Below are 11,807 nucleotides of genomic sequence, written 5' to 3' on the forward strand. Positions count from 1 at the left end.
CCGGGGCCGAGGTGCCGGTCAGGCCGGCTGGGTGCGCAGGTAGCGGCCGAAGTGCGGCACGGTGAACGCGACCGTGCCCCGCTCGCCGGAATAGATCAATCCCTTCTTGATCAACGCGTCCCGGGCCGGGGAGAGGCTGGCCGGCTTGCGTCCGAGGGAACGGGCGATCTCCGCCGTCGGGACCGCCGCGTCCATGTCGTCGCGGCCGGCGCTCTCCTCCCCCTCCACCAGCGAGAGCGTCGCCATCGCCCGCATGTACTCGCGCTCCGCCGGGGTGGCCCGCTCGAACCGGGAGCCGAAGAAGCCGACCGCCAGCTCCGCCTCGGCCTCGGGCGCGGCGACCCGGACGTCGGCGGCGGTGATCGGGGAGCGCGGCGCGTGGTCCCAGGTGGCCTTCCCGTACGCCTGCACGAAGTAGGGGTAGCCGCCGGACTTCTCGTAGAGCAGGTCGAGGGCCTTCTGTTCGTACTCGACCTCCTCCCGGTCGGCCGGCGCGCAGAGGGCCTGGTCGGCGGCGATCCGGTCCAGCCGGTCGATCCGCTGGTAGCGGAAGAGCCGTTCGGAGTACGACTTGGCGGCGCTGAGCACGGCCGGCAGGTGCGGCAGCCCCGCACCGACCACGATCAGCGGCGCGCCGAGCTGGGACAGCTCGTGGCAGGCGGCGCAGAGCGCCGAGACGTCCTCCGCACCGACGTCCTGCATCTCGTCGATGAAGACGGCGATCCCGGTGCCCACGTCGGCGGCCACCGCCGCCGCGTCGCTGAGCAGCTCGACCAGGTCGATCTCGATGTCCCCGGAGTCGGCCCGGCCGATGGTGGCCGGCACGTCGATGCCGGGTTGCCAGCGGTCGCGCAGCTTCGGGGCGGCCCCGGCCCGCCCGGTCGGCGCGGGCCGCTGCCCGAACGCCTTGAGCACGCCGAGGAACGCGTCGATCCGGTCCGGGGCGCGGTGTCGGGGAGCCAACTCCCGGACCGCCATGTGCAGCGCGGCGGCGATCGGGCGACGCAGTGACTGGTCGGGACGCGCCTCGATCTTGCCGGTGCCCCAGAGGTGGTTGATGGCCTGCGAGCGGAGGGTGTTGAGCAGTACGGTCTTGCCGACCCCGCGTAGGCCGGTGAGCATCAGGCTGCGTTCGGGGCGACCCCGGGCGATCCGCTCCAGCACCACGTCGAAGACGTCGAGTTCCCGCCCCCGCCCGGCGAGTTCGGGCGGGCGCTGGCCGGCGCCCGGAGCGTACGGGTTGCGGACCGGATCCACGTATCGCACCGTATCGGGCCGTCTAGCCGGAGGGCTAGAGATGGATAGATGCGGCTACCGGCGTGTCGGGGCTGTCGAGATGAAACTAGGGCTGTCTAGCGTCCACGCTAGACAGCCCTAGTTTTGGCTACGCCGGCTTACCTGCGCTTCTTCAGGCAGAGCACGAAGTCCAGCGAGTCCAGCGGGTTGTCGCTGACGTAGTTGGCCGTCGCCGTCGGCGCCGCCTTCTTGCACCGGTCACCGTCGGTGGTACCCGGAATCCGCAGCAGCACCTGGTACGTCCCCGGACCGCACTTCACCTTGCGCAGCGACGCGTCGGCGTCCGTACCGTCGTTGACCACGCAGTCGCCCTTGGCGAGGTCCTCCTCGGGGTCCTCGGTCGGGCTGGGCTCGGCGGTCGTGGGAGCCGCGGTCGGCTCGTCGGTCGGCACCACCGGGGCGCTCGTCGACGGCGTCGCGACCTTGTCCTTCTCCTGGCCCGCCTTCCACACCCCCCAGCCCGCCAACCCAAGGCAGGGGCAGAGCACGAGCAGCACCACCAGCGTGATGATCAGGGCGATCCGGCCGCCGCGCTTCGGCTTGGCCGGGGCGACCGGATAGCCCGGCGCGGCCGGAGCACCCCACGGCGCGGCATTCGGATCCCCGGCCGGCGGGAACGGTGCGGGAGCCGGACCGGCCGGCGGGAACGGCCCCGGGGGCGGGGGATAGCCGCCACCGGAGACGGGCGCCCCACCCGGCGGCGGGTAGCCGCCACCCGAGGGCGGATAGCCACCACCCGGCGGCGGGTAGCCGCTCCCCGGCGGCGGCGGGACCGCCCCACCGGGCGGGGGGTAGCTCCCCGCCGGGGGTGGCGGGTAGCCGGCGGTGGGCTGCTGGCCGGGGAAGGGAGTGGTCGGCGGCTCGGGGGGCGGCCCCCACTGCGGCAGCGTCGGGTCGACCGGCGGCGGACCGGCCGGGCGCTGGTACGGGTCGTCGGGGGGACCGGAGTCGTAAGGACCGTAGGTTGACATGCAGTTCCCAGGGGTGAGGGGCGGATCAGCGCTGCTTGAGGCAGAGCACGAAATCGAGGGTGTCCAACTCGCTGTCGAAGAAGTACCAGTTGGTGTAGCCGGTGACCTTGGCGCACTTCGCCTGGGCGTCCTTCTCACCGCTGGTGGCGCCGTCGAAACGCCGCAGCACCTGATAGGTCTTCGCCCCGCACGCGCTGATCAGCAGCTTCGGCTTGCCGCCGGCCGGACCCTCGTTGCGGACGCACTGCCCGACCTTGACGAAGCGCGGGTCGGCCGACGACTGCGGGGCGGGCGCGCTCGACGCCGGGGCGGCCGGCTCGGTCGCCGCCGCCGTCGGTTCCCCGAACACCGAGGGCAGCCCGGTCGGCGTCGTCCCCGCCGGCGGCGGGTCGTCCCGGCCGAGGAACGCCACGGCGGCCCCGCCGCCCAGGACCAGCACCGCCAGCGCGGCGAGCACCGCGATCAGCGGACCCCGCCCCCGCTTCGGCGGCGGCGTCGGCTCGGCGTACGGAGCCGCAGCCGGCCGGGCGTACGGGTCGGCCGGGTAGCCGGACTGTGGGCCGGTGGGGTAGCCGGACTGCGGGTCGGTCGGGTACGGCTGGTAGGGCGGGTACGCCGGGGCGGCGGCCGGCTGGCGGTCCGGTGGACCGGCGTCCCAGCCGTTGCCGGCGGCCGGCTCGTCCCAGCCCCCCGTCGACCGCTGGTACGGCGGCTCGTAGCGCGGGTCGGGTGCCGGGCGGCCGTACGAGTCGTCGGGCCGTCCGCCACCCCACGGCTCTCCAGAGCCGCCGGCCGGTGGTCCGAAGTTCGTCATCAACGCCCTCCCGGGTGCGCCAGTGTTGAGAGGCCGGCCACCAAGAGGCGACGCCGACGCCGAGGCCACCGTAGCGTGGTCCACCGATGAGCTCACGCCCCGCAAGTGCGACGCCGACCGGTCCCGGTTCCCTCGGAGCCGCGCCGGGGCAGGTCGCCACCCCCACCCGACCGGCCCTGATCTGGACCGGCCTGATCCTCGTCTACGTTCTCTGGGGTTCCACCTACCTGGCCATCCGGATCGCCGTCGAGTCGCTGCCGTCGCTCGCCTCGGCCGCCCTCCGCTTCGCCGCCGCCGCGCTCGTGCTGGCGGTCGTGCTGCTGCTCCGCCGGGGACCGGGTGCGCTCCGGGTCGACCGGCGCCAACTCGGCTCCGCCGCGCTGGTCGGGGTGCTGCTGCTCGCCGGCGGCAACGGCCTGGTCGTGCTCGCCGAATCCGGGCCGCCCGGCGTCGCGCTCCCCTCCGGGATCGCCGCCCTGCTGGTGGCGACCGTCCCGCTGCTGGTGGTGCTGCTGCGTACGCTCACCGGCGACCGCCCCCGACTCTGGACCTTCGCCGGGGTGACCCTCGGCTTCCTCGGCCTGGTGCTGCTCGTGCTCCCCACCGGTGGCTCCGGCGCGGTGCCGCTGGCCGGGGCGCTGACCGTGGTGGTGGGTGCCGCCTGCTGGTCGGTCGGCTCGTTCCTCTCCAACCGGATCCGGATGCCCGCCGACCCCTTCGTCGCCACCGTCTACGAGATGGTCGCCGGTGCCGCCGCGCTGGCCGTGCTCGCCCTGCTCCGCGGCGAGCTGCGCGACTTCTCCCCGGCCGAGGTGACCGGCCGGTCGTGGGGGGCGCTGGCGTACCTCATGGTGGCCGGCTCGCTGGTCGCCTTCACCGCGTACGTCTGGCTGCTGCACCACGCGCCGATCTCCCTGGTCTCCACCTACGCGTACGTCAATCCGGCGGTCGCGGTGGCGCTCGGCGCGCTCGTCGCGGCGGAGCCGGTCACCGCGCAGGTGCTGCTGGGCGGCGCGGTGATCGTGGCCGGGGTGGCGCTGGTGGTGAGCACCGAGCGGCCCCGCCGGCCGGTCGACGGGGCGGAACCGGCGGCGAACCGCCGGTAACATCCCGGCTCGTGTCCGCCGGACTGGTGACCGCCGTGGCGCTGCTCGGCGCCCTGGCCGGCGGCGCCGCTCCGACGGTGGCCCGCCGGTTCACCACCGCCCGGCCGCCCCACGCGACGCCGGACGGGCCACCGGTCCGGCCAGGGACGTCGCCGCCGACGGGGCGGCCCCGACCCGGGTGGACGGCGGTCGTCGGGGCAGCCGTCGGCGCGGTGGTCCTCGGTGGACTCGCCGCCGACCGGGGCGCCGACCCGGCGCTGCCGGCGTTGCTGCTGGTCGCGGCGGTCGGGCTGGTGCTCGTACCCGTGGATCTGGCCTGCCTGCGGCTGCCGGACCCGCTGGTGGCCGCGGTGGCGGTGGGCGGGGGTGCCGGGCTCGTCGGCGCGGCGCTGGTCACCGGCGCGGCCGACCGGCTGCCTCCGGCGCTGGCCGGCGCGGCGCTCTCCCTCACCGGTTACGTCGTGCTGGCGCTGCTGCCCGGCTCACGGCTCGGGTTCGGTGACGTGAAGCTCGCCGCCGCGCTCGGCCTGCCGCTCGGTTGGCTGGGCTGGCCGACCCTCGGACTCGGACTGCTCCTGCCGCACCTGCTCAACGGCGTGGCCGTGCTCGCGCTGCTCGCCACCCGTCGGGTACGCCGGGACACCCCGCTGCCCTTCGGCCCGGCCCTCCTCGCCGGTTTCTGGCTGGCGGTGCTGCTCGGCTGACCCGCCGCTCAGATAAGCCTGAGTTGCCGGTCCTTCGGGCGGCGCGGCTCCGCCTCACCGAAGCGTTCGAAGAGGCCGGGGTCGATCACGTCCAGGAACGGCGACGGGCGGCAGTCGCGTTCCGCCCCGTGCCGGACCCGGCGCGCGGCGTGGCTGACGTACAGCCGGTCCTGGGCGCGGGTCAGGCCGACGAAGAAGAGCCGCCGCTCCTCGGCGACCGCGTCCTCGTCCTGCTCGGTGCCGGGCCAGCGCAGCGGCAGCAACCCGTCCTCGGCCCCCACCAGGAAGACGACCGGGAACTCCAGGCCCTTCGCGGCGTGCAGGGTGAGCAGGGTGACCGCCTCGGCGCGCGGGTCGAGGGCGTCCACCTCCGCGCCGGTCGAAAGCTGGGACAGGAACAGCCCGAGGTCGTCGCCGCAGCGCCGGGCCAGCGGGGTGAGCAGGTCCACCGCCGTACGGACGTCCTCGGGGCGGACCGTGCCCGTGCCGTCCAGGGTCGGTACGGCGAACCGCTCCGCCAGCACCTGCCCGGCCAGCCGGACCCGGGCGGCCAACGCGCCGTCGAGGCCGTCGGCGTGCCGCAGTTCACGCGCGATGGCCAGCACCCCGGGCCGGTCCCGCAGCCGGTCGTGCGAGCGCTTCTGCACCGGGATGTTGGCCCGGGACAGGGCGTCCACGATGGGCGCGGCCTGGGAGTCGGTGCGGTACAGCACGGCGATGTCCGAGAAGGAGAGCGTGGTCGACCGGCCGTCGATCCGACCCGAGTCCAGCGACCGGTGGGACAGGCCGCCGACCAGCTCGTCGACGGTGCGGACCACGAAGTCGGCCTCGTCGGCGACGGTGGCCGCCGGATAGCGGCCGACCAGCGGGGCCTCCAGGTCGAGCCGGGCCGGGTCCAGTCGACGACCGCGCACCAGCGACGACGGCGCGATCGCCTGCACCGCCGCGGCCAGGATCGGCGCGGACGAACGGTAGTTGCGGTTCAGCCGGACCAGCCGGGCGTCGGTGAAGTCCTGCGAGAAACGCAGGAAGTAGCCGACGTCGGCACCCCGGAACGAATAGATCGCCTGGTCCGGGTCGCCGATCGCGCAGAGGTTGCCGTCGGCCGGGCTGAGCAGGCGCAGCAGCTCGTACTGCACGGCGTCGACGTCCTGGTACTCGTCGACGAAGATCCACCGCCAGCGGTCGCGGTACTCCTGGACCAGCTTCCGGTCCGCCTTCAGCAGCGCGACCGGCAGGGTGAGCAGCTCGTCCAGGTCGACCAGGTCGTCCTTGCGCAGCAGCGCCGTGTACCCGGCGTCGTCGGTGCCCGCCTCGGACCGGGCCTGCGCCCGTTCGGTGTCGTCGGCGATGCGGAAGTCCGCCGGCAGCCCCGCCGCCTCGGCGTTCTCCCGCAGGATGGCCAGCCCGAGGGAGTGGAAGGTGCCCACCGTGACGTCCTCGGCGACCGGCCCGAGCAGGCCGTCCAGCCGGTGCCGCAGCTCCTCGGCGGCCCGCCGGGTGAACGTGATCGCCAGGCACTGCTCGGGGAAGACGTTCAGCTCCGCGCAGAGATAGGCGATCCGGTGGGTCAGCGTCCGGGTCTTGCCGGTGCCCGGGCCGGCCACGATCAGCAGCGGCCCGCCCGGTGCCGAGGCCGCCACCCGCTGCATCGCGTCCAGCCGGTCCAGCAGGCCGGTGCCGACCTCCTCCATGCCGGCGAGCATCGGCTCGAACGGCTCGTGCGGGGAGGGCACCGGCGCGATCGGCGGGGGCGGTGGCGGCGCGGCCTTCCGCTTCGGCTCGGCCCGGGCCGCCGCCGGGCGCCCGGCCTTCGCCTTCACCGCCGGCTCCGCCGGTCGTCGCTGCGCCGGCACGGGTACGTCGAAGAGCGTGTCCTGGGTGCCCGAGGTCCCGCCACCGGCCAGCTCGGCCGGGTCGAAGAGGGTGATCACGCCGTACTCGCCGTCGTAGCCGGGAACTCGGCGCACGTCACCGCGGCGCAGCCGCCCGATCCCCTCGGCCAGCAGCTCCCCACCGACCCGGCCGATCTCGTCCAGCGGGGTGGCGGTGAGGATCTCCAGCTCCGGGCCGAGCGCGGCGACCAGGTCGTTGAGCTTCCCCTCGACCCGCTTCGACCGGGCGCCCACCTTGTTGAGCTCGCCGAGGATCTCGGCCAGCGGCACCAGGTGGGTGACCGGGCGGGCGTGCGCCGGCCGGTGCCCCTCGGGCCGGTCGGCCAGCTCCTCCACCCGACTGAGCACCCCCACGGTCAGCGGCTTGCCGCACTCCGGGCAGCGCCCACCCGCCGCGCGGGTACGCTCCGGCGCCCAGTTGACGCCGCAGAGCCGGTGCCCGTCGGCGTGGTACTTGCCCTCCTCCGGGAAGAACTCGATCGTCCCGGCCAGCCCGTCACCGGTCCGCAGCGCGTCCCGGATGGCGAAGTAGTCGCGGGCCGAGTCCAGGACGGTGGCCTCCCGGGCCAGCGCGGGCGGCGAGTGCGCGTCCGAGTTGGAGACCAGCTGGTAGCCGTCCAGGCTGCCGACCCGCCAGTTCATCTCCGGGTCGGACGACAGGCCGGTCTCCACCGCGAAGATGTGCTCGGCCAGGTCGGCGTAGCAGTCGGCGATCGCGTCGAAGCCGGACTTCGAACCCAGCGCCGAGAACCACGGCGTCCAGATGTGCGCCGGGACCAGGAAGCCGTCCGGGCTGGCGGTCAGGGTGATCTCCAGCAGGTCCCGCGAGTCCAGACCGAGGATCGGGCGGCCGTCCGAGCCGAGGTTGCCGATCCGCCCGAGCGCGGCGTTGAACCGGGCCACCGCGTCCAGGTCGGGCAGGTAGATCAGGTGGTGCACCTTGCGGGTCCGGTCGTCCCGCTTGTAGATGGTGGAGATCTCCACGCTCAGCATGAACCGGACCGGGTCGGCCTCGGCCGCGCTCGCCAGGCGCGGCGGCAGCCGGCGGGCGATGTCCCGCTCCGCGTCGGCGCTCAGCCGGTACAGCCCCGGCTCGGCCGGCTGGAGGGTCTCCCGGAGGTGGTCGTACCAGGCGGGGTGGGTGAAGTCGCCGGTGCCGAGCACGCCGATGCCCTTGCGCCGGGCCCACCAGCCGAGGTTCGGCAGGGTCAGGTCACGACTGCACGCGCGCGAATACCTCGAGTGGATGTGCAGGTCCGCGACGAACGACGGCAGGCCACCGGGGGGTACGGCGCTGAACGGAGGCACGCCGCATCCTGTCACGGCCGGTCCACTACCCGTGCGCCGCCACGCGTACGCGTGACCTGAGCAATCCGGTGCTGGACCGGGCGGCTCCGACACGCTATGGGGCGCGCAGCTCGACCAGGGTGACCTGCGGCGGCGCGCCGACCCGGACCGGCGGCCCCCAGAAGCCCGCACCGTTGGTCACGTAGACCTTGGTGCCGTCCACCTCACCCAGACCGGACACCACCGGCTGCTGGAGCTTCACGGCCAGGTTGAAGGGCACCATCTGGCCGCCGTGGGTGTGCCCGGAGAGCTGGAGGTCGACGCCGAACTTCGCCGCCTCGTGCGCCGCCACCGGCTGGTGGGCCAGCAGCACCACCGGGCGGCTCGGGTCGCGGTCGCCGAGCGCGGCGGCGTAGTCGGCCGGGGCGGCGAGACCGGTGCCGGCCGCGCTCACGTCGTTCACCCCGGCCAGGTCGAGCACGCCGCCCCGGGACCGGATCTCCAGCCGCTCGTTCTGCAGCACCCGCAGCCCGAGCCGGTCGACCTCCCGGACCCACTCCTCCACGCCCGAGTAGTACTCGTGGTTGCCGGTGACGAAGAAGCTGCCGTAGCGGGAGCGCAGGTCACGCAGCGGCTCCGCCGCCTCGCCCAGCTCGGCCACCGAGCCGTCGACCAGGTCACCGACGACGGCCACCAGGTCCGCGTCCATCCGGTTGATCATTTCGACGATCCGCTCGGTGTGCGCCCGTCCGCGCAGCGGTCCGAGGTGGATGTCGGAGACGGTGGCGATCCGCAGGCCGTCCATGCTGCGCGGCAGCTTGGCCAGCGGGATCCGTACCCGGTCGAGCTGCGGTGGGCCCATCGCGGTGCGGACGCCGTACCCGGTGACGCCGGCGGCGGTCAGGCCGGCGAAGATCGCCGCGCCCCGGGCCAGCAGCAGCCGCCGCGACGGGTCGTGGTCCGGCTGGTCCGCCGCCGCCCCTGCCGGCGCGGCGGGCGGCGGGTCTGCGGGGCCGGCGGTCCCGGCCGGCGCGGACTCGGCCTCGACCGGCGCGGACCCGGATCCGGGGCGGGCCGGTGCGGAGTCGGGGCCGGGTCGGGCCGGTGCGGACCCGGAGCCGACCAGGGCGAGCTCCGGCGCGGTGACGGCCGGCGCGGTGGCCGCCGCGCGGCGGCGCAGCACCAGCTTCGCCACCGCCACCGGCACCTCCAGCACCAGCAGGAGCACCAGCAGATAGAACATCAGCGCCAGCCAGAGGTAGCCCGGCCAGGCCAACCAGTACATGCCGCTGCGGGTGCCGGCCATGGTGGCCGGGACCAGCAGCGCCAGCAGCAGCGCCACGAGGCCGCCGAGGCGGCGCCAGCGGCCCGGCCCGGTGGTGTCCCGGACCAGCCGCTTCCACAGATAGAGGTGGATGAGGGCGGTGACGAGCACCGCGAAGCCCACGAAGGTCGCCATCGCCAACACCGTGCGCCTCCTCAGCCCCCGGCGAAGGGGGGCAGTACGTCCACCGTCGTCCCGGCCGGCAGCGGTGCCCGACGATCATGGCAGGCCACGCCGTCGACCAGGAAACTCGCCGCCTTCAGCACGGTGGCGAGTCGCTCGCCGTGCCGCTCGGTGAGTTCGTCGAGGAGTTCGTCCAGGCAGCGCCCGGCGGATGCGGACTCCTCGGAGCGACCGGCGGCGGCCCGTGCTCCGGCGAAGTAGCGGACGGTGAGTTCCACCGGTCAGCCTCCGATCGCCGACATCGGTCGGGCGGGTTGCAGGAAGGTCGGGTCGTCGATGCCGTGGCCGGCGCGCTTGCCCCACATCGCCGTACGCCAGCGGGCCGCCAGGTCGGCGTCGTCGGCGCCGGCCCGGAGCGCGGCGCGCAGGTCGGACTCGTCGGTGGCGAAGAGGCAGGCGCGCACCTGGCCGTCGGCGGTCAACCGGGTGCGGTCGCAGTCGCCGCAGAACGGCCGGGTCACGCTGCCGATCACGCCGACGGTGGCGGGACCGCCGCCGACCAGCCAGGTCTCGGCCGGCGCGGCACCCCGGGCGGCCGGGTCCGGCGTGAGATCGAACTCCCGGGCCAGGGCGGCCAGGATCTCGTCGGCGGTGACCATGGTGGCGCGGTCCCAACCGTGCTGCGCGTCGAGCGGCATCTGCTCGATGAAGCGCAGCTGGTAGCCGTGGTCCAGGGCGAAGCGCAGCAGCGCCGGGGCCTCGTCGTCGTTGACCCCGCGCATCAGCACCGAGTTGATCTTCACCGGGGTGAGGCCCGCCTCGGCCGCGCCGGCCAGGCCGGCGAGCACGTCGGCCAGCCGGTCCCGGCGGGTCAGTGCGGCGAACCGCTCCCGGTCGAGGGTGTCCAGCGACACGTTCACCCGGTCCAGGCCGGCGGCGCGCAGGGTCGGCGCGAGCCGGGCCAGCCCGATCCCGTTGGTCGTCACCGAGATCCGGGGGCGGGGCTCCAGTGCCGCCACGGCCGCCACGATGCCGACCACCCCGGGCCGGATCAGCGGCTCCCCGCCGGTGAACCGGACCTCGGTGATGCCGAGGTGCTGCACCGCGACCCGGACCAGCCGGACGATCTCGTCGTCGGTCAGCAGCTGCGGCCCGGCCAGCCAGGGCAGCCCCTCGGCCGGCATGCAGTACGTGCAGCGCAGGTTGCACTTGTCGGTCAGCGAGACCCGAAGGTCCCGGGCGACACGGCCGTACCGGTCGACGAGGACCCCGTCGGTGGTCGGGGCGGCGGTCACCTGTCGACCGTAGCGCGTCCGGCGCCACGCAGCGCGGCGCGGGCCGCGCTGCCCACCGCGTCCCGGTAGGCCCCGCCGAAGAGCGCGGTATGCACGAGCAGCAGGTGGAGTTGGTGCAGCGGCACCCGCGCCCGCCACCCGTCGGCCAGCGGCCACGCCTCGTCGTACGCGGCCAGGATCCGGTCCAGGTGCGGCGGGCCACCGAAGAGGGCGAGCTGGGCCAGGTCGGTCTCCCGGTGCCCACCGTGCGCCGCCGGGTCGACCAGCCACACCCGCTCGTCGACGCCCCAGAGCAGGTTGCCCGGCCAGAGGTCACCGTGGATCCGGGCCGGCGGCTCGTCGCCGCCGAACTCGGCGATCCGCTCGACGACCTCCTGCACCAGGTCGGTCTCGGCGGCGGTGAGGGCGCCGTTCTCCACCGACATCCGCAGGTACGGCTGGAGCCGACGCCGGGCGAACCACTCCCACCACGGGCCCTGCTCCGGGGTGTTGTCCTGCGGCAGCGCGCCGATGAAGCCGGTCCACTCCGCCCCAAACGCGGGCGCGCCGGCCCGGTGCAGCCCGGCCAGCTCCCGGCCGAACCGTTCGGCCGCCTCGGGCGTCGGCTCGCCGCTGTCCACCCAGTCCAGCGCCAGCAGCCCGGGCAGGGCCACCACCACCTCCGGTACGGCCACCGTGCCCGCCTCGCGCAGCCAGCGCAGCCCGGCCGCCTCGGTGGCGAAGAACCCCTCCGGCACCGGCCGTCCCGCCGTCTCCGGCCAGGTCTTGGCGAAGACCGAGTGGCCGTCGTCCAGGGTGAGCCGGGAGGCGGCACAGATGTCACCGCCGGACACCGGCGTCTCCCGGATCCGCTGATGGGTCAGGAAGGTCGGCAGGTGTTCCGGATGCGCCCGCAGATAGGCCAGGTCCATGAGCGCAACGTAGCCCGTCCCGCCCGGCGGCGTGGGTGGTGCCGCTCCGCGGCGGGTGCCGAATCGCTCCGACCTGCATCG

9 protein-coding genes and 1 pseudogene are annotated in these 11,807 nt (G+C 74.8%); 2 read left to right on the forward strand and 8 right to left on the reverse strand.

Translation table 11 applies throughout. The features are described from left to right. Positions 1-18: 18 nt before the first annotated feature. The 3 genes and pseudogenes from ABUL08_RS23980 to ABUL08_RS30705 form a co-directional block, all read right to left on the reverse strand. Positions 19-1,257, reverse strand: coding sequence for an ATP-binding protein (locus ABUL08_RS23980; RefSeq protein WP_350932225.1), 1,239 nt, complete (start codon positions 1,255-1,257; stop codon positions 19-21). Positions 1,258-1,394: 137 nt separating this feature from the next. Continuing rightward, a complete protein-coding gene (locus ABUL08_RS23985) occupies positions 1,395-1,811 on the reverse strand; it encodes an LppU/SCO3897 family protein (RefSeq protein ID WP_350938811.1) in 417 nt (138 codons plus the stop codon). A gap of 481 nt (positions 1,812-2,292) precedes the next feature. Beyond that, positions 2,293-2,565: pseudogene (locus ABUL08_RS30705) on the reverse strand (LppU/SCO3897 family protein); the annotation flags it as partial. 602 nt (positions 2,566-3,167) lie between these two features. Between ABUL08_RS30705 and ABUL08_RS23995 the strand changes: the two are divergent. Together ABUL08_RS23995 and ABUL08_RS24000 are read left to right on the forward strand one after the other, a co-directional pair. Beyond that, entirely contained in the window at positions 3,168-4,187 is a 1,020-nt protein-coding gene (locus ABUL08_RS23995; protein ID WP_350932226.1) for an EamA family transporter, read from the forward strand. Positions 4,188-4,198: 11 nt separating this feature from the next. Further along, positions 4,199-4,891, forward strand: coding sequence for an A24 family peptidase (locus tag ABUL08_RS24000; RefSeq protein ID WP_350932227.1), 693 nt, complete (start codon positions 4,199-4,201; stop codon positions 4,889-4,891). An 8-nt stretch (positions 4,892-4,899) separates the two neighbouring features. On the opposite strand, the gene ABUL08_RS24005 is transcribed toward ABUL08_RS24000, so the two are convergent. The 5 genes from ABUL08_RS24005 to ABUL08_RS24025 form a co-directional block, all read right to left on the reverse strand. Beyond that, positions 4,900-8,094, reverse strand: coding sequence for a UvrD-helicase domain-containing protein (locus ABUL08_RS24005; protein ID WP_350932228.1), 3,195 nt, complete (start codon positions 8,092-8,094; stop codon positions 4,900-4,902). Positions 8,095-8,188: 94 nt separating this feature from the next. Further along, positions 8,189-9,541 carry a metallophosphoesterase gene (locus ABUL08_RS24010; RefSeq protein ID WP_377522511.1) on the reverse strand — a complete coding sequence of 451 codons (1,353 nt, stop codon included), beginning with the start codon at positions 9,539-9,541 and terminating at the stop codon, positions 8,189-8,191. An 11-nt stretch (positions 9,542-9,552) separates the two neighbouring features. Next, entirely contained in the window at positions 9,553-9,798 is a 246-nt protein-coding gene (locus tag ABUL08_RS24015; RefSeq protein WP_350932231.1) for a MoaD/ThiS family protein, read from the reverse strand. A 3-nt stretch (positions 9,799-9,801) separates the two neighbouring features. Next, positions 9,802-10,815 (reverse strand): GTP 3',8-cyclase MoaA, encoded by a 1,014-nt coding sequence (moaA, locus tag ABUL08_RS24020; protein ID WP_350932232.1) that lies wholly within the window; start codon positions 10,813-10,815, stop codon positions 9,802-9,804. Beyond that, on the reverse strand, positions 10,812-11,726 hold the full coding sequence (locus tag ABUL08_RS24025; RefSeq protein WP_350932233.1) for a fructosamine kinase family protein: 915 nt from the start codon (positions 11,724-11,726) through the stop codon (positions 10,812-10,814). Before ABUL08_RS24025 ends, moaA begins: the two co-directional genes overlap by 4 nt. Positions 11,727-11,807: the final 81 nt, after the last annotated feature.

This window comes from Micromonospora sp. CCTCC AA 2012012, from assembly GCF_040499845.1.
GTDB lineage: Bacteria > Actinomycetota > Actinomycetes > Mycobacteriales > Micromonosporaceae > Micromonospora > Micromonospora mangrovi.

Excerpts from the sequence above, each read along its gene's own strand:
- ABUL08_RS23995 (WP_350932226.1), top strand. The coding sequence starts at position 3,168 with ATGAGCTCACGCCCCGCAAGTGCGACGCCGACCGGTCCCGGTTCCCTC.
- ABUL08_RS24025 (WP_350932233.1), bottom strand. The coding sequence starts at position 11,726 with ATGGACCTGGCCTATCTGCGGGCGCATCCGGAACACCTGCCGACCTTC.